General features: G+C 66.3%; 20 protein-coding genes. 12 read left to right on the plus strand and 8 right to left on the minus strand.

The window, feature by feature from the left end:
* Positions 1–60: 60 nt before the first annotated feature.
* Positions 61–1155: a TRAP transporter substrate-binding protein gene (locus tag BHK69_RS13850; protein WP_069690611.1), complete on the minus strand. Its 1095-nt coding sequence runs from the start codon at positions 1153–1155 to the stop codon at positions 61–63.
* A 335-nt stretch (positions 1156–1490) separates the two neighbouring features.
* Entirely contained in the window at positions 1491–2576 is a 1086-nt protein-coding gene (locus tag BHK69_RS13855; RefSeq protein ID WP_069690612.1) for a TRAP transporter substrate-binding protein, read from the minus strand.
* 330 nt (positions 2577–2906) lie between these two features.
* Between BHK69_RS13855 and speB the strand changes: the two genes are divergently transcribed.
* From speB to BHK69_RS13870, 3 genes are all read left to right on the plus strand, one after another.
* A complete protein-coding gene (speB, locus tag BHK69_RS13860; protein ID WP_069693643.1) occupies positions 2907–3974 on the plus strand; it encodes an agmatinase in 1068 nt (355 codons plus the stop codon).
* Complete coding sequence (locus BHK69_RS13865; protein ID WP_069690613.1) at positions 3971–4456, plus strand: Lrp/AsnC family transcriptional regulator; 486 nt, start codon at positions 3971–3973, stop codon at positions 4454–4456. Before speB ends, BHK69_RS13865 begins: the two co-directional genes overlap by 4 nt.
* Before the next feature lie 345 nt (positions 4457–4801).
* Positions 4802–5572, plus strand: coding sequence for a hypothetical protein (locus BHK69_RS13870; RefSeq protein ID WP_148663413.1), 771 nt, complete (start codon positions 4802–4804; stop codon positions 5570–5572).
* A gap of 64 nt (positions 5573–5636) precedes the next feature.
* On the opposite strand, the gene BHK69_RS13875 is transcribed toward BHK69_RS13870, so the two are convergent.
* Positions 5637–6311: a TetR/AcrR family transcriptional regulator gene (locus BHK69_RS13875; protein WP_069690614.1), complete on the minus strand. Its 675-nt coding sequence runs from the start codon at positions 6309–6311 to the stop codon at positions 5637–5639.
* A gap of 112 nt (positions 6312–6423) precedes the next feature.
* On the opposite strand from BHK69_RS13875, the gene BHK69_RS13880 reads away from it, so the two are divergent.
* On the plus strand, positions 6424–7011 hold the full coding sequence (locus tag BHK69_RS13880) for an isochorismatase family protein (RefSeq protein ID WP_069693645.1): 588 nt from the start codon (positions 6424–6426) through the stop codon (positions 7009–7011).
* Between the two features lie 319 nt (positions 7012–7330).
* Here the strand turns inward: BHK69_RS13880 and BHK69_RS13885 are convergent, their stop codons facing one another.
* Positions 7331–8002 (minus strand): spermidine synthase, encoded by a 672-nt coding sequence (locus tag BHK69_RS13885; RefSeq protein WP_069693646.1) that lies wholly within the window; start codon positions 8000–8002, stop codon positions 7331–7333.
* Between the two features lie 203 nt (positions 8003–8205).
* On the opposite strand from BHK69_RS13885, the gene rocD reads away from it, so the two are divergent.
* The 5 genes from rocD (at position 8206) to BHK69_RS13910 (ending at position 13663) form a co-directional block, all read left to right on the plus strand.
* Positions 8206–9423, plus strand: a complete 1218-nt coding sequence (rocD, locus tag BHK69_RS13890; protein WP_069690615.1) for an ornithine--oxo-acid transaminase — start codon at positions 8206–8208, stop codon at positions 9421–9423.
* A gap of 473 nt (positions 9424–9896) precedes the next feature.
* Positions 9897–11141 (plus strand): MFS transporter, encoded by a 1245-nt coding sequence (locus tag BHK69_RS13895; protein ID WP_069690616.1) that lies wholly within the window; start codon positions 9897–9899, stop codon positions 11139–11141.
* A gap of 198 nt (positions 11142–11339) precedes the next feature.
* A complete protein-coding gene (locus BHK69_RS13900) occupies positions 11340–12119 on the plus strand; it encodes a transporter substrate-binding domain-containing protein (protein ID WP_069690617.1) in 780 nt (259 codons plus the stop codon).
* 102 nt (positions 12120–12221) lie between these two features.
* Entirely contained in the window at positions 12222–12950 is a 729-nt protein-coding gene (locus BHK69_RS13905) for an ABC transporter permease (RefSeq protein WP_069690618.1), read from the plus strand.
* Complete coding sequence (locus BHK69_RS13910; RefSeq protein WP_069690619.1) at positions 12947–13663, plus strand: ABC transporter permease; 717 nt, start codon at positions 12947–12949, stop codon at positions 13661–13663. Before BHK69_RS13905 ends, BHK69_RS13910 begins: the two co-directional genes overlap by 4 nt.
* Before the next feature lie 18 nt (positions 13664–13681).
* Here BHK69_RS13910 and map read toward each other — a convergent pair whose 3' ends face one another.
* Positions 13682–14431, minus strand: coding sequence for a type I methionyl aminopeptidase (gene map, locus BHK69_RS13915; protein ID WP_069690620.1), 750 nt, complete (start codon positions 14429–14431; stop codon positions 13682–13684).
* Between the two features lie 148 nt (positions 14432–14579).
* Here map and BHK69_RS13920 point away from each other — a divergent pair, with 148 nt between their 5' ends.
* Positions 14580–15446 carry an NAD(P)-dependent oxidoreductase gene (locus tag BHK69_RS13920; protein ID WP_069690621.1) on the plus strand — a complete coding sequence of 289 codons (867 nt, stop codon included), beginning with the start codon at positions 14580–14582 and terminating at the stop codon, positions 15444–15446.
* A gap of 6 nt (positions 15447–15452) precedes the next feature.
* On the opposite strand, the gene BHK69_RS13925 is transcribed toward BHK69_RS13920, so the two are convergent.
* A complete protein-coding gene (locus BHK69_RS13925) occupies positions 15453–16352 on the minus strand; it encodes a LysR family transcriptional regulator (RefSeq protein ID WP_069690622.1) in 900 nt (299 codons plus the stop codon).
* A 117-nt stretch (positions 16353–16469) separates the two neighbouring features.
* Here BHK69_RS13925 and BHK69_RS13930 point away from each other — a divergent pair, with 117 nt between their 5' ends.
* Together BHK69_RS13930 and BHK69_RS13935 are read left to right on the plus strand one after the other, a co-directional pair.
* Entirely contained in the window at positions 16470–17951 is a 1482-nt protein-coding gene (locus BHK69_RS13930; protein ID WP_069690623.1) for an AMP-binding protein, read from the plus strand.
* Positions 17952–17976: 25 nt separating this feature from the next.
* A complete protein-coding gene (locus tag BHK69_RS13935; protein WP_069690624.1) occupies positions 17977–18957 on the plus strand; it encodes a Bug family tripartite tricarboxylate transporter substrate binding protein in 981 nt (326 codons plus the stop codon).
* A gap of 201 nt (positions 18958–19158) precedes the next feature.
* Here the strand turns inward: BHK69_RS13935 and BHK69_RS13940 are convergent, their stop codons facing one another.
* On the minus strand, positions 19159–20823 hold the full coding sequence (locus BHK69_RS13940) for a TRAP transporter large permease (protein WP_069693647.1): 1665 nt from the start codon (positions 20821–20823) through the stop codon (positions 19159–19161).
* 224 nt (positions 20824–21047) lie between these two features.
* Entirely contained in the window at positions 21048–21647 is a 600-nt protein-coding gene (locus tag BHK69_RS13945; protein ID WP_069693648.1) for a TRAP transporter small permease subunit, read from the minus strand.
* Positions 21648–21775 lie beyond the last annotated feature (128 nt).

Below are 21775 nucleotides of genomic sequence, written 5' to 3' on the forward strand. Positions count from 1 at the left end.
GCCTTGCGACCGGGGTTCGACAGGCATCGAGTTGGCCAGAAAACTGGCCGGTCGCTCTCTTCAGAGCTGATTGGCCGCGCGCGCGCGGATCAGGAAATTGTCATAGGAATATTCGGCGATCTGGAACCAGAGATACTGGTCGCCGCGGAAGGCGGACATCGCCTCGTAGATCTTCTTGAAATCTGCGTTCTTGGCCGAGGTCTCGGCATAGACCTCCTTCGAGGCCTTGAGGCAGGCTTCCAGGATCTCCTGGGAGAAGGGCCGCAACTGCGCGCCCGCACCGACGAGCCGCTTCAGCGCGGCCGGGTTGCGCGCGTCGTATTTGGCCTGCATGTCGATATTGGCGAGTGCCGCAGCCGTGGTCAGGATCGATTTGTAGACCTTCGGCAAGGCGTCCCATTTCGCCGTGTTGATGAAGAAATGCAGCGCCGCGCCGCCCTCCCACCAGCCCGGATAGTAATAAAATGGCGCGACCTTGTTGAAGCCGAGCTTCTCGTCATCGGCGGGGCCGACCCATTCGGCCGCGTCGATCGTGCCCTTTTCCAGCGCCGGATAGATGTCGCCGCCGGCGATCTGCTGCGGCACCACGCCGAGCTTGCTCATCACCTGCCCGGCGAAGCCGCCGATGCGCATCTTGACGCCCTGCATGTCGGCGACGGTCTTGATCTCCTTGCGGAACCAACCGCCCATCTGGCAGCCGGTATTGCCGCCGGGCAGCGCGTAGATGTTGGCCTTCTTGTAGAACTCGTTGAGCAGCTCCATGCCGCCGCCATGGTAGAACCAGGCGTTCTGCTGGCGGGCGTTGAGGCCGAAGGGCACGGCGGTGCCGAAGGCGTAGGTCGGATCCTTGCCGACATAGTAATAGGACGCGGTGTGGCACATCTCGACGGTACCGTTGGTGACGGCGTCGGCGGCCTGCAGCCCGGGCACGATCTCGCCGGCGGAGAAGACCTGGATCTGGAACTTGCCGTCGGTTGCCTCGGAGACGGCCTTGGCCAGGATTTCCGAAGCGCCGTAGATCGTATCGAGCGATTTCGGGAAGGATGAGGTGACGCGCCACTTCACCTCGGGCATCGCTTGCGCGATGGCCGGGCTCGCGATCACGCCGGCGGCTGCGCCGGCTCCTGCAGCCTTCAGAAAATAGCGACGCTTCATCTGGACTTGTCCTCCCTCAAAGACGGTGCGCGTGCCGGGTTGGTCCAGTCTTCGCGTTCCCACAAACAAAGCAGGTCTTTTCGCTAGTGCAAGCGAAAAAGCATGGCGAGCATGCAAAAATGACATGGCTGCTTTAAAATCCACTACCTTTGCGCGCAAGACTCTGCATTTCCGGCAGGGCAGGGCCAATCCACGCGTCGGCGCGATCAAGGAACATGAAAAAAGCCCGGCAACCTGCCGGGCTTTAAGGGTGAATCGTCGTCGACGTCGGAAAGGCCGGGCTGGAGCGCGGCCATCGCCAAGCAGGAACGCCGCGCCGGAGCGCGACGCTGGCCTCAGCGGGAGCGCGTGCGCACCTGGAAAACGTCGAAGGTCAGTTCCGCGACCTGCCACCAGAGATAATGGTCTCCGCGGAAAGCGGCCATCGATTCGATCGCTTTCTTGAAGTCGGGGTTCTTCGCCGAGATCTCGGCATAGAGCTCGTTCGAGGCCTTGAGACAGGCTTCCAGGATCTCCTGGGAGAACGGCCGCAATTGCGTGCCGGCACCGACAAGGCGCTTCAGCGCGGCTGGATTCTGCACGTCGTATTTCGCCGCCATCTGGGTGTTGGCATAGGTGCAGGCGGCGGTCAGCGCGGCCTGGTAGGCTTTGGGCAGCGCGTTCCATTTTTCGAGATTGACGAAGGCGTGGACGGTCGGTCCGCCTTCCCAGAAGCCCGGATAATAATAGTACGGCGCGACCTTGGCGAAGCCGAGCTTCTCGTCGTCATAGGGGCCGACCCATTCGGCGCCGTCGATCGTGCCCTTTTCCAGCGCCGGATAGATGTCGCCGCCACCGATCTGCTGCGGCACCACGCCAAGCTTCTGCAGCACCTGCCCGGCGATGCCGCCGATGCGCATCTTGATGCCCTGCATATCGGCGACGGTCTTGATCTCCTTGCGGAACCAGCCGCCCATCTGCGCGCCGGTGTTGCCGCAGGGCAGGCCGTAGATATTGAACTTCTTGTAGAACTCGTTGAACAGCTCGTTGCCGCCGCCCTGGTACAGCCAGGCGTTCTGGCCCCGCGCATTGAGGCCGAACGGCACCGAGGCCGCGATCGCGAAGGTCGGATCCTTGCCGACATAGTAGTACGACACCGTGTGGCACATCTCGACGGTGTTGTTGGTCACGGCGTCGGCGGCCTGCAGCGCGGGCACGATTTCGCCGGCGGCGAAGACCTGGATCTGGAATTTGCCGTCGGTCAGGTCGGAGACCATCTTGGCCATGACCTCGGCGCCGCCATAGATCGTGTCGAGCGACTTCGGGAAGCTCGACGCCAGGCGCCATTTCACTTCGGGGTTGGACTGTGCGACGGCCGGCATGGCGACCGCCGCGGCGGCGGCGCCGGCAGTGGCGGTCTGGATGAATTGACGACGCTTCATTGGGACATTTCCTCCGGGATTTCAGCAAAATGATGCGCAGACGGGTTTGCTCCCATCCTGCGGTGTTTCAGGACAATGATGGCTGGCGGCAGCAATCATCAAGGCCGGGCGCATTGTTCTTTGGTGCAACGCGCTCTTATGTGCGGCCTTATACTTGCACGTTTTTCTCGCACATCTCCCCAAACATCCCGTAACCGTCGAGCAATCCTGTGGGCTCGACAATTGCGCCTGGAACATGGCACGGCTGCGCCGGGAGCGCATGAAACTTTTCTCGCATGCGGTCAACCTCCGCGCGATCTCAGGCGGATGAAATTGCGAAAGGCGCGCAAGATGGACCAGGACAAATTGGACCAGGACAAGCTAGCCAGCCTGAGGGCGCGCTATGCCGGCGCGAGCGGGGCCGATATCCACGATCCGCGCTTCGCCAAGGTCGCTGCCGACCAGTTCAAGGGCGACAGGCGCAAATGGCCCTTCTCCGACGTCGCGACCTTCATCAGCGCGCCCTATAGGCCCGATGCGTTGAGCCTGCCCGATCTCGGTGGCCTCGATGTCGCGATCATCGGCCTGCCGATGGATCTCGGCGTCACCAACCGCGCCGGCACGCGGCTTGGGCCCCGCGCCGTGCGCGCCATCGAGCGCATGGGCCCGATGGACCATGTCCTGGGCACGGCCCCCTTCGGCATGCTGAAAGTGGCCGATATCGGCGACGTGCCGTTCCGCTCGCGCTATTCGCTCGAAAGCTGCCATGAGGACATCGAGGCGACCTTCAAGACCATCGTCGCAGCCGGCGTCTCGCCGCTCGCGGTCGGCGGCGATCATTCGATCACCTATCCGATCATGCGGGCGGTCGGCGAGAAGCGCCCGGTCGGCATGGTCCATATCGACGCCCATTGCGACACGTCGGGACCCTATGAGGGCTCGAAATTCCACCATGGCGGCCCGTTCCGGCAGGCGGTGCTCGACGGTGTGCTCGATCCCAGCCGCGTGATCCAGATCGGCATCCGCGGCGGGGCCGAGTACCTCTGGGAGTTTTCCTATGAGAGCGGCATGACCGTGATCCATGCCGATGAAGTCGACGCGCTCGGGCTCGACGCGGTCATCGCCAAGGCGCTTGCCGTCATCGGCGACGGGCCGACTTACGTCTCCTTCGATGTCGATTCGCTCGATCCGGCGTTTGCGCCGGGCACCGGCACGCCCGAGGTCGGCGGACTCACCCCGCGCGAGGCGCTCGCCATCCTGCGCGGGCTGAAGGGCTCAAACATCGTCGCGGCCGACGTGGTCGAGGTCGCGCCGCAATATGATGCGACCTCCAACACGGCCCAATGCGCGGCGCAGGTGCTCTTCACCGAATTGTGCCTGATCGCGGAAGCCCGCGCTCTGGGCAAGGGCAGGCCGTGAAGCGCAAGACGCTGACGCTCGACGCGATCGACCGCCGGATCGTCGCGGTCCTGCGCGGGGAGGGGCGCATCACCAACCAGGCCCTCTCCGAGCGGGTCGGGCTCTCCGCCCGGCCCTGCCTCGAGCGCGTGCGCAAGCTGGAGGCGTCCGGCCTGATCCGGGGCTATGGCGCGCGTCTCGCGCCCGAGCTTGCCGGCCACGCCATCGTCGCCTTCGCGCAGATCTCTTTGCGCGACCACTCGGTCGGTCGGCGCGAGCGCGTCGAGAAGGTGCTGAAGAGCTGTCCCGACGTGATCGAGGTTCAGGTCGTCAGCGGCGAGGCCGACTATCTCGCCCGCATCGTCGCGGGCTCGCTGGCCGATTATGAAGAATTGACCGGCGCCTGGCTCGCCGACGCGCAGCTCGGCGTGGCCAGGATCGCCACCAGCTTCGCGCTCAAGGCGCTGAAGGAGTTCGAGGGCTATCCGCTGGGCGAGGAGTAGCTTGCTTTCGCGCGAGGTCGACGCCGGCTCGCATCAAGACGACGCGTCAGAACAAGGCGCTGGAGCTTTCTGTCTTGGCAGGGAAACACGCCGTCATTCCGGGGCGATCCGAAGGATCGAGCCCGGAACCCAGAACCGATGCCGCTGCTTGAGAAGGGGTAGTCGGTTCGCTTCACGAGGACGCACATCGGTTCTGGGTTCCGGGCCCATGGCTGCGCCACGTCCCGGAATGACGGTGGAGCCTCAGCCATAAATCGGTCTCAAAGGCCGTTGGTCTAACGCTGCACCGGCCGTGCCTGCGCGACGGAGCGAGATGAGATGATGAGAGGCGCGATGAGAGCGAAATTGGCTTACCCTATCAAACTCTTGGTGTTCGCCTCGCTGCTGGGCGCGCCCGGCTGGAAGGCGTTGGCGGAGGTGCCGGCATCGGGGCCGGCCCAGTTGAATGCGGCTTTTTCCGCCATGGACGCGCTGACGCGCCAGAGACGGGCGAGCGGGACCCTGCCGCGCTGGAGCGATCCCGCGGACGCCAAGGTGCTGGCTGCGTTGTGGAACGCCCCAGCCATCCTCGGCCGACCACCTTATGCATCGAACGACATTCCCCTGCTGCTCGACATCCTGGGGAAGGAAACCCAGGTTATGAAGACCTATGCGCTGTTCTCCGCCGATCCGGCCCGGCAGCCAGACACTGCGCGCAATGCGATGATCTTCCAGGATGAGATCACCCGTTCGCACGCCTTCCTGATCAAGGTCATTGCCGCTGCAATGCCCGCCGTGGCCGATTTCATCACGCGGCTGAAGCCGGAGGAGATGAACGATGCGCGCCGCCAGGGGCTGCGCACGATGCGCCTGGGCCTCCTGGAGATCGTCAACGCGGCAACGCTTGCGCTCCGCAGCCCTGGCTTGACCCCGGAGAATCAGCTCGTCCTTGTAAATGGCCTTGCCGAGAATGCTGCCGCGCTGGCCAAGGGAACGACGCGCGGCGACCGCCTCGCACTCGTCGCAACAGTCCAGTCCGCGCTCCCGGCGCTCGCTCCCACCGCGCAGGCGCCGCTGAAGGATTTCGTCGCGGCGCTGTCGCTCAATTCATGCGAGGGGCTCTGCGGGCTGGAATGAGCGCCGCAAGCCGACAGGGCGGTGCCTTTGTCGCTTGCGCCGCCGGTGCGAGCGAGCCTGCCAATCACGCCCTCGCCTGCGTCGCGGCGAGATGCCGCCGCAGCATCTCGCGCAGCTCTGCGACCGCAGGGTCACGAATGGCGAGATCATCGTCGGCGCGCAGCATCGCCGCCATGCGGATCATGTGCAGGATCAGCGCGGCCAGGGGCGCGAGCCGTTCGCGCGGCACCGGCGGCGCGATCGTCTGCAGCAGGCCGGCAATGCGGCCGCGCAGCCGCGCCCGCGCCTGCTTCTTGACCGCCGGATCGAGGCTGCGGCGCTCGCCCAGTACGAGGAAGGCCGGATTGGCCTCGAGATAGACCAGCAGGCGCTGGAACAAGTCGTCGATGATCCGCTCGCTCGCCGCGCCTTGTTCGCTGGCGGCGCCTGGCTCGCTAGCCGCACCTTGCGCCTCGGCAGCGAGACTGTCGAAGACCGCGGCAAGGCTGTCGAGATGGCGGGCGTGCAGCGCCGCCGCCAGATGCTCCTTGGTCGGGAAAAACTGATAGAGCGAGCCGATCGAGGCCTTGGCGCGCCGCGCGATCTCGGCCGTGGTCGCGGCCTCGTACCCAGCCTCCGCGAACACGGCGGATGCGGCGTCGAGCAGGGTCGAGACGCGCTGCACGCCGCGGCCGCGGCTGGGCGTCTTGGTGATCTTGGCAGTCTTGCTCGCGCCTGCGCTTGACTTTTGTGAGTCCATTCTCATAAATCTTAAATGTGAGGATTGTCTCATATTGACGAGCGCCGCCTGGCTCAAGCCTGCAACTGGCCCGAATCTGCCCGGCGCGACGCCCCGGCTTCCGGAGACCACCATGACCTTTCATCTCGACCCTGGCAAAACCGCCCTCATTCTCATCGATGTCCAGAACGGCACGCTCGCCATGCCGCTGGCGCCCTATGACCGCGCCACGCTCATCGCGGCGACGCAGCGGCTCGGACAAGCCTTCCTGGCCGCCGGAGCGCCGATCGTGACCGTGACGATCGCATTCTCGCAGGACGGCGGCGACCGGCTCGCGCAGGCTGTCGACATGCCCATGCAATTGCCGGCTGGCGGGCCTCCTCCCGGCTGGTCGGAACTGGCGCCCGAGATCGCCGCGCTTCCAGCCACGGTCAGTATCGTCAAGCGCCAATGGAGCGCGTTCTTCGGCACCGAGCTCGACCTGCAACTGCGGCGGCGTGGCGTCAGCAGCATCGTGATCGGCGGTATCGCCACCAATTTCGGGGTCGAATCGACGGCGCGGGATGGCTGGCAGCATGGTTACGCCGTCATCGTCGCGGAGGACGCATCGACCTCGCTGGGCGCCGAGATGCATGAATTCGCCCTGACGAAGACGCTGCCGCGCGTTTCGCGCATCCGCAGCAGCGCCGACATCATCGCCGCGCTCGGGCACAAGGGTTGAGAGCGTTTGGAAACACCGCGAAGACCCGGAATCCGAAGCGCGTCATGGTCGGGCTTGACCTACTGCTGTCCGGTTGGGGTTTTGGCCCCTAGGCGGATCCTGCACGGCTCTCCCCTGGCGGGCGAAGGTGACGCGAAGCGCCGGATGAAGGGCGCGGGGAACCCTTCTCCCATCCGGGAGAGGGGTTCCCCGCGCCTGTCTCATTCGTTCCCGCTCGCTGGAAAGCTTTCAACGAACGGAGCTTTTCAATCGGGCGCTCGCGGCGAACCGGACAGTCGTGGGACAAGCCCGAGAATGACGGTCTATGACGGATTCTGGATCAGCGCCGCGCCGCCAGCCAGATCACATGCCGTGCGCCGCTGCGGCCCTTATGGGCCCGCACCATCTTCTCCTCGACCGAGAAACCTGCTTGCCGCAGCCTTTGCGTGAAGCGGCGGTCCGGCCCTTGCGACCAGACGGCGAGCACGCCGCCGGGGCGTAAGGCCTGGCGCGCGACATGCAGGCCCGCATCGCTGTAGAGCCCGTCATTGGCCGGTATGGTCAGCCCTTCCGGGCCATTGTCGACATCGAGCAGGATGGCGTCGTAGCGCGCCGGCGCGGCGGCGATCGCAGCGCCGACATCAGTGACCGTCACGCTGACGCGGGGATCGTCGAGACAGCCCGCGAAGACCTCCGCCATCGGCCCCTTCGCCCAGGCGACGACCTCGGGCACCAGTTCGGCCAGCTCGACCCTGGCTCCGGGGCCCAGAACCTCAAGCGCGGCGCGCAGCGTGAAGCCCATGCCGAGCCCGCCGATCAGGACCTGGGGCTGCGGCGCTTCTCGCAACGTTGCGCAGGCAAGCGTGGCGAGCGCTTCCTCGGAGCCGCTGAGCCGGCTGTTCATCAATTCGTTCGTGCCGAGCATGATCGAGAACTCGCTGCCGCGCCGTTTCAGCCTGAGCTCGCCCTGGCCGGGCAATTTCGCGCTGTCGATCAGGGTCCAGGGGATCACGGGCAGGGTCTCACGGTAAAGGTCTCGCGGCTGGGCAGGAGGCGGGTCGCCGGCACGGCTATAGCCTTGTCGCGGCGTGGCGGCGAGCCTGGCCACCCGGTTCTGTCGCGTGAACGACAGATTCGGCTGCATCCCCCCTGCTTCCCGGGCATGTTCGGCTGCTCCTGCGGGCCTATCCTCGGGGCTTGCAAGGGAGAGCCGTCATGAACGCCATCGACCGGGAACAGGCCGTCTGCGCGCAGAATTATGCGCCGCTGCCGATCATGCTCTCTCATGGCGAGGGCGTCTGGCTGACCGATACCGCCGGCGTGCGCCGCCTCGACATGATGAGCGGCTACTCCGCCGTCAGCCTCGGTCATGGCCATCCGCGCATCCTGAAGGTGCTCTCCGAACAGGCGCGCAAGCTCGCGGTCACCAGCCGCGCCTTCCACACCGAGCCGCTCGGCCCGTTCCTGGCCAAGCTCTGCGCGGTCTCCGGGCAGGAGATGGCGCTGCCGATGAACACCGGCGCGGAGGCCGTCGAGACCGCGATCAAGGCGGCGCGGCGCTGGGGCCATCGCGTCAAGCGCATTCCAGACGGTGCAGCCGAGATCATCGTCGCGGCCGGCAACTTCCACGGCCGCACCACGACCATCGTCGGCTTCTCCTCGGAGGAGAGCTATCGCGACGGTTTTGGTCCGTTCGCGCCGGGCTTCGTCACCGTGCCCTTCGGCGATGAGGCGGCGATAGCGGACGCGATCACGCCCAACACCGCTGCGATCCTGATCGAGCCGATCCAGGGCGAGGCCGGCATCGTCGTGCCGCCGCCCGGCTATCTGCGGGCGCTGCGTGCGCTCTGCGACCGGCACAATGTCCTGCTCATCCTCGACGAGGTCCAGTCGGGGCTCGGCCGCACCGGGCGTTGGTTCGCGCATCAGCATGAGGGCATCCGCGCTGACGGGCTGATCGTCGGCAAGGCGCTGGGCGGCGGGGTCTACCCCGTCTCGGCCTTCCTTGCCTCGCGGGCGGTGATGAGCCTGTTCGAGCCCGGCTCGCATGGCTCGACTTTCGGGGGCAATGCGCTCGCCGCCGCGATCGGGCTGGAGGCCTTGATCGTGATCGAGGAGGAGCGCCTGGTCGAGCGCTCGGCCGAGCAGGGCGCCTATATGAAGGCGCGGCTCGAGGCGATGACTGGCCGCCTGGCCCGCTCCGTGCGCGGCCTCGGCCTTTGGGTCGGCGTCGAGATCGATCCCAGGGTCGCGTCCGCCAAGGCGCTGGTCAAAACCCTGGCCGCGGCCGGGGTGCTGACCAAGGAGACGCATGAAACCGTCATCCGCTTCGCCCCGCCTCTGACCATCACGCGCGCCGAGCTCGACTGGGGGCTCGCCCGCTGTGAGGCGGTGTTCAAGGAGGCGGCAGCCTCCGGAGCCAGGGCGGCCTGAGCGCCGATTGGGTGGCCGCGAACGGCTCCATGACGAACCGTCATGGAGCCTCGCAATCCTCTCATGCGATGCCCCTCTACCTTGGGGAGAAGAGCAGGGTGACGGGTCGGCCATTTTACGTGTTGGCTGTGACCTGATCGCTGCTCCCTCGTCATTGCGAGCGTAGCGAAGCAATCCAGGAGGGCTCGCTCTATGTCCCCTGGATTGCTTTGCTACGCTCGCAATGACGGCAAGGTCGTCAGGCTACTGGTCCAACGGCCTACACCTCACCCTGTCCTCTCCTTACAGGAGAGGGTTCTCCGTCGAGGTTTCGGTGTCATTCAAAATGGGCGCGGGGGCACATCCCCATCATGCGATAAAGGCATGGCTCGTCCCGCCATTGCCTGTTGATCCGGCGCAGGCAGCATGGGTAACACTCATGTTGCGCTGCAGCGCGATTGCTGCGCTGCCGGTATTGGGAAGGGACGACATCCATGACGGCCGCGACCGAGACGCGCCATGCCGAGATCACCGTGGCGGTACGCCAGCCGTCGACGCATCTGGCGCTCGTCCTGTTCGCGCTCGCCATGGGCGGATTCGCCATCGGCACGACCGAATTCGCCGCGATGAGCCTGCTGCCCTTCTTCTCCAGGGGGCTGGGCATCGACGAGCCCATGGCCGGGCATGTGATCAGCGCCTATGCGCTGGGCGTCGTCGTCGGTGCGCCGATCATCGCGGTGCTGGCGGCGCGGATCACGCGCCGCACCCTTCTGATCGGCCTGATGAGCGTCTTCGCCGTCGCCAATCTGCTGAGCGCGCTGGCGCCGAGCTTTGGCTGGATGCTCGCCTTCCGCTTCCTCAGCGGCCTGCCGCATGGCGCCTATTTCGGCGTGGCGGCGCTGGTCGCCGCCTCGCTCTCCCCGCCCAACCGGCGCGCCCAGGCGGTGGCGCGCGTGATGCTGGGCTTAACCATCGCCACCATCCTCGGCGTGCCCATCGCCAACTGGATGGGTCAGGCTCTCGGCTGGCGCTGGGGCTTCGGCATCGTGGCGCTGCTGGCGGTCGCGACCGCGCTCCTGGTCTATGCCTTCGTGCCGCGCGATCGCTTGCAGCCGGGCGCCAGCCCCTTGCGCGAGCTCGGCGCACTGAAGCGCCGGCAGGTCTGGCTGACGCTCGGCATCGGCGCGATCGGTTTCGGCGGCATGTTCGCGGTCTACACCTATGTCGCCTCGACCTTGCTGGAGGTGACGCAGGTTTCGCCGGCGCTGCTGCCGATGGTGCTCGCCATCTTCGGGCTCGGCCTGACGGCGGGCACGCTCGTCGGCGGCTGGGCGGCGGACAAGGCGACCATGCCGGCTGCAGGCGCGATGCTGCTGTGGAGCGCCGGTTCGCTGGCGCTCTTTCCGTTCGCCGCCGGCAACATCTGGGCGATCTCGCTGGTGGTCTTTCTGATCGGCTGCGGCGGCGGGCTCGGCATCGTGCTGCAGACCCGGTTGATGGACGTGGCCGAGGATGCGCAGACGCTTGCGGCCGCGCTCAACCACAGCGCCTTCAACACCGCCAATGCGCTCGGTCCCTGGCTCGGCGGCATGGCGATCGCGGCCGGTTATGGCTGGACTTCGACGGGCTGGGTCGGCGTCGCGCTGGCGCTGGGCGGGCTTTTGGTCTGGCTGATCGCGCTCCTCGACGACCGTCTCAGTGCGGCCGCGCGCCGCTCCCGCGCCCATCGCATCGGCTGAAGCAGCAGGCCGCTTTTCGCAGGGTGGCTGATTTTCCCAATGAAAACAGAGGATTGATCTGCGGAATAATTGGGCGCGCCGGCTCATAAAAGGCGCGCATGCCCACTTGCGGCAAGGATGCAAGATCGCCCAATCTATGAGCACAAGCCGGACCAGGGAACTCGAAACGCCCGGCCGGCCGAACCTGTGGGAGGTCCTATGAAAGGTTTCGTTCGTTTCATTGCCGCGGCCGCGTTGACGGTCGTCGGCGCGACCGGCGCTCTGGCGCAAGCCAAGGAGTGGAAGGAGATCCGGATCGGCACCGAAGGCGCCTATCCCCCCTTCAACAACCTCAACGCCAAGAAGGAGCTGGAAGGCTTCGAGATCGATTACGGCAATCTTCTCTGCGAGAAGATGAAGGTGAAGTGCAGCTGGGTCGTCCAGGACTGGGACGGCATCATCCCGGCGCTGCTCGCCAGCAAATACGACATCATCATCGCCGGCATGAACGCCACCGACGAGCGCAAGAAGCGCGTCGATTTCACCTCGGTCTACACCAAGACCCCGATCTGGATCATCGGACCGAAGACCACGACCTCGACCGACGTCTCGCCGGCCGCGCTCAAGGGCAAGGCGATCGGCGTCCAGGGCTCGACCGTCCACGCCAACTTCGTCGAGAAGATCTACAAGGACTCGACCGCGCGCCCCTATCCGACGCAGGAGGAGGCCAACCTCGATCTGCTCAGCGGCCGGCTCGACTACATCATCGCCGACTCGCTCTCGCTCGAGGATTTCCTCAACGGCAAGGGCAAGGATTGCTGCAAGCAGATCGGTGTGATCGAGCGTGATCCCGCGATTCATGGCGCCGGCGTCGCCGGTGCGGTGCGCAAGGAAGACACCGCGCTGAAGGAGATGTTCAACAAGGCGATCGCCGAATCGCTTGCCGACGGCTCGCACAAGAAGATCGCCGACAAGTATTTCAAGATCCCGATCCTCTGACAAAACCTCAGGCCGACCGATCCTCTGATCGGGCCAGCTTGATCGACCGGCGCGGGTTCTCCGCGCCGGCTCGCACCTTCAGCCCCGAGCACCGGCTGCTTCATGTTCGATAAGTTTGCTTTGCTCGGCTTCGGCCCCGGCGGCTGGGGTCTTGCCCTGCTCCAGGGCGCCGGCATCACCATCTCGATCGCGCTCGCGACGCTGCCCTTCGGCCTGGCGCTCGGCCTGATCGTCGCTCTCGGCAAGCGCTCGCAGAAAACCATTCCGCGCTGGCTGGCGACGGTCTATGCCACGGTCTTCCGCGGCGTGCCCGAACTGCTGACGCTCTACATCATCTATTTCGGCATCCAGGTGGTGCTGCAGGAGGTCTGGCAGCGGCTCGGCCTTCCCGGCAATTTCTCGATGCCGCCCTTCGTTGCAGGCATGGTCGCGCTCGGCGTCGTGCTCTCGGCCTTCTCCAGCGAAGTCTGGGTCGGCGCGTTGAACTCGATCCAGAAGGGCCAGCGCGAGGCCGCAGCCGCACTCGGGCTATCCAGGAGCCAGGCCTTTCGCCTGATCGTGTTTCCGCAGCTCATCCGGGTCGCGCTGCCCGGGCTCGGCAACAACTGGATGGTGCTGCTGAAGGAGACCTCGCTGGTCTCGGTCATCACCTTGCCGGACATCATGTTCATCACCACGCGCGCCAATGTCACGACCAAGGAGCCGTTCCTGTTCTTCGGCGCGGCGATGCTGATCTATCTCGCCTTTTCGCTGGCCTCGGCCTGGGGCGTGGCGAAATTGGAGGCCCGCAGCAATCGCGGCCTCGCCGCCTTCGGGGGGGCGACACGATGAACTGGTGCGAATATCCCGGCTGGCTCCTCGGCAGTGAGGTCTTCCAGACCTATGGCTGCCGCATGGCCGGCGGCCTCTGGGTCACCATCGAACTGGTCGTCATCTCCGTCGTGATCGGCTTCATGCTGGCTGTCGGGCTCGCCATTGCGAGGCTTTACGGGCCGCGCTGGGCGCAGATGTCGATCAACGGCTACACCACCTTCTTCCGGGGTACCCCGCTGCTCTGCCAGCTCTTCCTGATCTATTACGGCCTCGGCCAGTTCCGCCTGTTCTGGCAGGATATCGGGCTGTGGTGGTTCTTCCGGGAGCCGTTCTATTGCGCGCTCTTCACCTTCACCATCAACACCGCCGCCTATCAGGCCGAGATCCTGCGCGGCGCCATCCAGTCGATCCCGCGCGGCCAGTTCGAGGGCGCGCTGTCGCTGGGCCTGCATCGCTGGGCGACCTTGCGCCATGTCATCATGCCCCAGGCGATGATCCTGGGATTGCGCCCGCTCGGCAACGAATTGATCGTGATGATCAAGTCGAGCGCGGTCGCCTCGCTGGTGACGCTCTACGATCTGATGGGCGCGACCAAGCTCGCCTTCGCGCGCTCCTTCGACCTGACGATCTATCTCTATGCGGCGCTGATCTATCTCGTGCTGGTCGAGGTGATCAGGCGCGTCTGGGACAGGGTCGAAATCAGGCTGACGCGGCATATGGCGCTGCGCTGACAGGGCGCCGCGAGGTCGTCAACCCGGCAATGTCAGGACCAAGGGCCCGTTCGTCGTCGCGACGACCGTATGCTCGTACTGGACCGTCGGCGCGCGCGGCTCGCCATAGAGCGTCCAGGGGTCGCCGCCGCTCTGCGCCCAGTTCGCGCCCAGCGACAGGAACGGCTCGACCGTGAACACCAGGCCGTTATGCATCAGGCGGCGCTCCGAGCGCTCCGGCCAGGTCGCGATCTCGGTCGGCTCCTCATGCAGCGAGCGGCCGACGCCATGGCTCGCCAGGTTGCGGACCAGCGTATAGCCGTTCTTTTCGGCAAAGCGGCCGACGGCCTGCCCGATGCCGGCGAGCGGCTTGCCGGCGCCGACCTGCCCGAGCCCGGCCCAGAGCGCGCGGCGGCCGTCGCGGCACAGCCGCTCGGTCCGGCGCGAGACCGGGGGCACCGCGAAGGACGCGCCCGTATCGGAGAAGAAGCCGTTCCTCTCGGCGGAGACGTCGATATTGACGAGATCACCGGCTGCGATCCGGCGCGGGCCGGGAATGCCGTGGGCGATCTCCTCGTTCACGCTGATGCAGGTCGCGCCGGGAAAGCTGTAGGCGAGCTCCGGAGCCGGGCGGGCACCGGCGTTTTCCAGCGCCGCGCGGCCGATCTGGTCGAGCTCCGCCGTCGTCATGCCGGGTTCGAGAGCCTTGCCCATCGCCGCCAGGGTATTGGCGACGATGCGGCTGATCTCCCGCAATTCCTTCAGATCGTCATCATTGGATATCGTCATGGCCGCATGCCCTATCCGGTCCGGCGGCGGGCGACAACATCGGCTGCCACGCTCCATGCATGAGCGGGGTACGGGCGAGCCGCTTTTCAGCCGGCCTGCCACAGGCTAAGTCCGTTGCGGCATTTCAAGAAAAGCAGTGGAGCGAAACATGACCAAAGTCGCCTTCCTCGGTCTCGGCGTGATGGGCTATCCCATGGCCGGCCATCTCAAGGCCAAGGGCCACGAGGTCACGGTCTACAACCGTAATCCAACGAGGGCGCAGGCCTGGGTCTCGCAGCATGCCGGCATCAGCGCCGCAACCCCGGCCGATGCCGCCAAGGGCCAGGAGATCGTCTTCTCCTGCGTCGGCAATGACGATGATCTGCGTTCGGTGACATTGGGCGAGGGCGGCGCCTTCTCCGGCATGGAGAAGGGCGCGATCTTCGTCGACCATACAACGGCTTCCGCCGGCGTCGCCCGCGAGCTCGACGAGGCTGCGACCGCGGCCGGCTTCGGCTTCATCGATGCACCGGTCTCGGGCGGCCAGGCCGGCGCCGAGAACGGCGTGCTGACGGTGATGTGCGGCGGCGAGCCGGCGGTCTATGCCCGCGCCGAGCCGGTGATCGCGAGCTTCGCGCGCATGTGCAAGCTGATGGGCCCGGCCGGCTCCGGCCAGCTCACCAAGATGGTCAACCAGATCTGCATCGCCGGTCTCGTCCAGGGCCTGTCGGAGGGTGTCCATTTCGCCAAGCGCGCCGGGCTCGATGTCGAGGCCATGCTGGAGGTGATCTCCAAGGGCGCGGCCGGCTCCTGGCAGATGGAGAACCGCGGCAAGACCATGAATGCCGGCAAGTTCGATTTCGGCTTCGCCGTCGACTGGATGCGCAAGGATCTCGGCATCGTGCTGGAGGAGGCTCGCCGCAACGGCGCGCAGCTCCCCGTCACCGCGCTGGTCGACCAGTTCTACGCCGAAGTCCAGAAGATGGGCGGAAGGCGCTGGGACACGTCGAGCCTGATCGCGCGGCTCGAAGACTGAGCCCGTTCAGCTTTCCGGCGGCCGGCGTGCGGCGGCTTCACGCAGGAACGCCACGAGCGCATGCACCGCCGGCGCCGGATGCGGGGTCGGCGTCGTCAGCAGGAAGATGCGGTCGCCGGGGCCGAGCACGTCGTAGTCCGGCAGCAGCCGCAGGAGTTTGCCCTCGGCGATAGGCGCGTCGGCCATATAGTCCGGCAGCAGTCCGATACCGGCTCCGGCCAGCACAGTGTCGCGCATGAACAGGAAATCCTCCGCCTGCAGCCGCGGCTGGACGACGATTGTCTCGACCACGCCGCGACGCGAGAGCCGGATGGCATAGTCGCGGCCGGTCGGCGGCGGCGTGACGACCGGCAGGCGCCGCAACATGTCGGGGCCGCCGGTCCCGAATGCGGCCGCGATCTCGGGCGCCGCGCATAGGCGCCAGGCGACGCGCCCGAGCTCACGCGCCACCACCGTCTCGGGCGGCTGCGCCAGAACCCGGACGGCGACGTCGATATTGTCGGCGACGAGATCGTCGATGCGGTTGCTGAAGGTCACCTTGAGCGTGATCTCAGGCTGTGCCTGCAGGAAGTCGAGCAGCATGGGCGCCAGCGTGAGCCGCCCGAGCCCGGTCGGCACGCTGACCCTGACATGCCCGCGCGGGCTGTGCCTGTGCCCGGCGATCGCGGCCAGCGCTGCTCCCGCATCCTCGCGCAGGCGTAGCGCGTGCTCATAGGCGGTCCGGCCGGCATCGGTCAGGTCGACGCGCCGGGTCGTGCGCCGCATCAGCTGCGCGCCGATCTGGCTCTCCAAGGTCTTCAAGCGCTGGCTGACGCGCGAGCGGGAGAGGCCGAGCCGGCGCGCCGCCTCGCTGAGATTGGGCGTCTCGACGATCTCGGCGAAGAGCAGGAGGAGATTGAGATCCATCTGATTGTCGCGAAATCCAGAACAGTCATGTCGACAGGCCGGGGATTGTAGACGTTCAGGCACGGGTTACAATTGCCGGCAGAAGGGCGCCCGAATGCCCCCCGCGAGGAAACATCTGTGCCGGCCGAACTGATCTTCGAATCCCGCCGCATTCCAGGCGATGAGCTGGCGGCGCGTGGCGCGCGTCTCGCCGGCGGTCTGGCGGATCTCGGCCTGCGCGAGGGGGACGTCGTCGCCGTCCTGCTGCGCAACGATCCCGCCTATGCCGACATCATCCAGGCCTGCCGTATCGGCGGCTTCGTCTATTGCCCGGTCAACTGGCATTTCGCAGCAGCCGAGATCGGCTTCCTGCTGGAGGACAGCGGCGCAAAGGCCCTGATCGGGCACGCCGACCTTCTGGCGGCCGCCACTGACGCAATTCCGGTCGGATTGCCCGTGCTGTCGCTCGGCCCGGCCAGTGACTACGAAAGCTGGCTTGCCGCGCAGCCGCCCTATGCCGGGCCTCTCGTCTCGCCGCGCGGTCACATGGCCTACACCTCCGGCACGACCGGGCGGCCCAAGGGCGTGGTGCGCGATGCGGTGCCGCTGGCCGAGGTCGCCGCTTACCAGCGCCGCACCATGGCGGTGGTCGAGGCGAGCTTCGGTATCGTGCCCGGCGTGCGGGCCTTGATGCCGGCGCCGCTCTATCACAGTGCGCCGAGCTTGTTCGCGCAGATGACGCTGCTGGCGGGCGAGCTCTTCGTGCTGATGCCGCGCTTCCGTGAGGAGGAGTTGCTGGCGCTGATCGAGAGGCATCGGATCGAGACGGTCTATCTCGTGCCGGTGATGTATGTCCGGCTGCTGAAGCTGCCGCTGGAGCTGCGCAGCCGCTACGACCTGTCGAGCCTGCGCTTCGTCGCCTCGACCGGCGCGCCCTGCGCGCCTGCTTTGAAGCGCGCCATGATCGACTGGCTCGGACCGATCGTGAACGAGACCTATGCCTCGAGCGAGACCGGCATGATCACTGCCATAACGGCGCGCGAGGCGCTGGAGCGGCCGGGTAGCAGCGGGCGCCCCTTCGGCGAGGCCAGGATCGCGATCCTCGACGACCAGGGCGAAGCGCTGCCCGCAGGCGAGATCGGCCTCATCCATGTCCGCCAGCCGGCCTATCCCGACTTCACCTATAAGAACCAGCCGCAGGCACGGGCCAAGGCCGAACGCGACGGGCTGATCACGCTCGGCGACATGGGTTATCTCGACCGCGACGGCTATCTCTATGTCTGCGACCGGGCCTCCGACATGGTCATTTCCGGCGGGGTCAACATCTATCCCGCCGAGATCGAGCATGCGCTGGTGCGCTGCGAGGGCGTGCTGGATTGCGCCGTCTTCGGCATTCCCGACGAGGAATATGGCGAGCAGCTCCTAGCGTTGGTCCAGCCCCAGCCCGGCCACGCACTGGGCCCGGCGGCGCTGGCCGCGGCGCTGCGCGGCGAGATCGCCGGCTACAAGGTGCCGCGCCGGATCGAGATCGTGTCCGCGCTGCCGCGCGACGACAACGGCAAGATCGCCAAGAAGAAGCTGCGCGAGCCGTATTGGGCTGGAAGTGGCCGGCGCATCTGAACGATCGCTGGAAAAGGAGGATGCCATGGGATTGCCTGCCATCGCGCGCCGCACGGTCTGTGCCGGCCTCATCGCGCTCAGTGCGATGCAGGCGCACGCCGCCGACTATCCGCTACGTCCGATCCGCCTGGTCGTGCCCTATCCGGCCGGCGGCGCCACCGACCAGCTCGCGCGCAGCCTCGCCGAGAGCATGGGCCGCGATCTCGGCCAACCCGTCGTGGTCGAGAACAAGCCCGGCGCCAACACCAATCTCGGCGCCGAGGCCGTGGCGCGGGCCGAGCCCGACGGCTACACGCTGCTGATCGGCAGCGGTGCCAATCTCGTGCTCAACCCGCTGCTCTACAAGAAGCTGGGCTTCGACCCCGGCCGCGACCTGCGCCCGCTCGGCCTGCTCGCCGAGATCCCGCTTGTCGTGGTCACGCATAAATCGGTGCCGGCGACATCGCTGACCGAGCTCGTCGCATATGCCAAGGCCAATCCCGGCAAGCTCAACTTCGCCTCCGTCGGCGTCGGCAATCCCCTGCATCTCGCCGCCGAGCGCTTCATGGTGGCGTCGGGCACGCGCATGACCCATGTGCCCTATCGCGGCAGCGCGCCGGCGCTGCAGGATCTGCTCGGCGGCCAGGTCCAGCTGATGTTCGACACGGCCAGCACGTCGCTGCCGCAGATCCAGGCCGGCGCGCTGAACGGTCTGGCGGTGGCCGCGACGACGCGGCTCGCGGCGCTGCCCGACATGCCGACCGTGACCGAAGCCGGCTATCCCGGCCAGGAATCGATCGTCTGGTTCGCGCTCGCCGTGCCGCGCGCGACGCCCGACGCGATCGCGCAGCGACTCCAGCGCAGCCTGACGGGCTTCTATGCCGATGCAACGTTGAAAACGAGCCTGGAAAAGCAGGGCTGGATGATGCAGCGCGCGATGAGCGCAGCCGAGATCGCCGCTTATCTCGACGCCGACCGCAAGCGCTGGGCCCAGATCATCGCCGACAACAAGATCACGCTCGACTGACGCCGCGTTGGCGGATCGGACGCATGCTTCGCTCCGCCCGTCATTGCGAGCGAAGCGAAGCAATCCAGAGGACCGGGCTCCACGTCCCCATGGATTGCTTCGTCGCTGCGCTCCTCGCAATGACGATCAAGAAAAAGGCCCCGGATCGCTCCGGGGCCTTCCACGTTTTGAGGGCCGCGCCTTTGTAAAGCGCTGTTCGCCTCAGTTCAGGTTGAGCTTCGGCGGGGCGTTGAGGTCGAGCCCCGGAAGGCCGCCGGAGCCGCCGAGGCCCGGGATCTGGATCGAGTCGAACTGCTTGTCGATCGACTTCTGGTCGAGCTGCACGGCCGACGCCTTGTAGTGCATCACCATGCTCGGGAAGATCACCACAAGCGCGACCATGATGCACTGGATCACCACGAAGGGCACGGCCCCCCAGTAGATCTGCGCGGTGGTGACCGGATCCATCATCTTGGCGGTCACCTTGTCGCGATAGGGGTTCTTCGGCGCCACCGAGCGCAGGAAGAACAGCGCGAAGCCGAAGGGCGGGTGCATGAACGAGGTCTGCATGTTCACGCCCAGGATGACGCCGAACCAGATCAGGTCGATGCCGAGCTTCTCTGCCGCGGGGCCCAGCAGCGGCACCACGATGAAGGCGAGCTCGAAGAAGTCGAGGAAGAAGGCGAGCAGGAACACCATCACGTTGACGACGATCAGGAAGCCCGTCGCGCCGCCCGGCAGGCCGACCAGCAGATGCTCGACCCAGACATGGCCGTTGACGCCGTAGAAGGTCAGCGAGAACACGCGCGCGCCGACCAGGATGAACAGCACGAAGGCCGAGAGCTTGGCGGTCGATTCGGTCGCCTGCTTGAGCAGGTCGAAGGACATGCGCCGCTTGCCATAAGCGAGCAGGATCGCGCCGGCCGCGCCCATCGCGCCACCTTCGGTCGGGGTCGCGAGGCCGATGAAGATCGTGCCGAGCACCAGGAAGATCAGCGCCAGCGGCGGCACCATCACGAACACGACCTGTTCGGTCATGCGCGAGAGCAGGCCCAGGCCCAGCCATTTATTGGCGAGCGCGATCACGAAGGACACGCCCACCGCGATCGACATGGTCAGCACCACGAAGTCGGCGCCGGCGCCGACAGCGGTGAAGTACTTCATATAGGCGATGGCGATGCCGAAGGAGAGGATCGTCACCACCAGCAGCGAGCGCCGGCGCGTCTGGCCGTCGGAGTCGCGCAGCGTCTGCGCCTCCGGCGGCAGGCCGGGCGCGCGGTCGGGATAGACGATCGTCACCAGGAAGACATAGCCGGCATAGAGCCCGGCGAGCACGAGGCCGGGAATGAAGGCGCCCTCATACATGTCGCCGACCGAGCGGCCGAGCTGGTCGGCGAGCACGATCAGCACGAGCGAGGGCGGGATGATCTGCGCCAGCGTGCCCGAGGCCGCGATGACGCCCGAGGCGAGGCGACGATCATAGCCGTAGCGCAGCATGATCGGCAGCGAGATCAGGCCCATCGAGATGACGGAGGCCGCGACCACGCCGGTGGTGGCAGCGAGAAGCGCGCCGACGAAGATGACCGCATAGGCGAGGCCGCCGCGGATCGGCCCAAACAATTGGCCGATCGTGTCGAGCAGGTCTTCCGCCATGCCGGAGCGCTCCAGCACCAGCCCCATGAAGGTGAAGAACGGGATCGCCAGCAGCACGTCGTTGTTCATCGTGCCGTAGATGCGTTCCGGCAGCGCCTGCAGGAAGTTCTCCTGGAACAGCCCGAGCTCGATGCCGACGATGGCGAAGAACAGGCCATTGGCGGCGAGCGCGAAGGCGACGGGGTAGCCGAGCAGCAGGAACAGCACGAGCGCCGCGAACATCACCGGCGCCATGTTGACGCGCAGGAAGTCGCCGAAGCCGGCCGCCTGGGCGTCACCGGTATGGAGGCTGAAGAAGGCGGTGACGGTGAGCGCGACCAGAAGGCCGGCGCCGCGCGCGAGGCGGGATGCGGTCATGGAAGGGGTCCGGACGTCTCTGGAGGTGTCTGCGCGGCCAGGGTTGTTCACGAAGCCGAGTTTCTTCCCGAAGCCGAGGTTCTTCACGAAGCCAAGGTTCTTCACGAAGTGAGGCCTTGAGCCTTGGCCTGGTCGAGCAGGCGTTGGGCTTCGGCCTCGGCCGCGGCGGCGTGGCCGCGCAAGGTCTCGTCGTCTTCGAGATCTCCCCGCATGATCGCGATCTGCTTGATGATCTCGGAGACGCCCTGGAAGGCGAGCATCACGAAGCCGATGAACAAGAGCCCCTTGGCCGGCCATTGCGGCAGGCCGCCGGCCGAGAGCGATTGCTCGCCGATCACATAGGAACGGGTGAAGAAGGGCCAGGAGTGGTAGATCATCAGCACGCAGAACGGCATCAGGAACAGCGTGTGGCCGATCAGGTCGATCCAGCGCTGCACGCTCTTGGGCAGCTGGCTGTTCACGATGTCGATGCGGATATGCTCCTTCACCTGCAGCGTCCAGGAGGCGCAGAGCAGGAAGACCGCGCCGAACAGCATCCATTGCAGTTCGAGCCAGGCATTGGACGAGACGTTGAAGAGCTTGCGGACGATCGCATTGACCGTCGCGACGATGACCGCGAGCAGGATCAGCCAGGCTATCTTCCTGCCGATCTGGCCGTTGATCGTGTCGATCACGCGGCTGACCTTGAGTAGTCCTTCCACGTCCATCCTCCTGAAGCGCGCAGCGTCCCGCCTGTGTCCCGCTTATGGCGGGTATGCAGCGCTGTTATATCAAGGTCCAGGGCAGTACAAGATTGTGCGGCGCAGTTGGCGGGGTTTCCCACTAAAGG

Source organism: Bosea vaviloviae, from assembly GCF_001741865.1.
Classification (GTDB): Bacteria; Pseudomonadota; Alphaproteobacteria; order Rhizobiales; family Beijerinckiaceae; genus Allobosea; species Allobosea vaviloviae.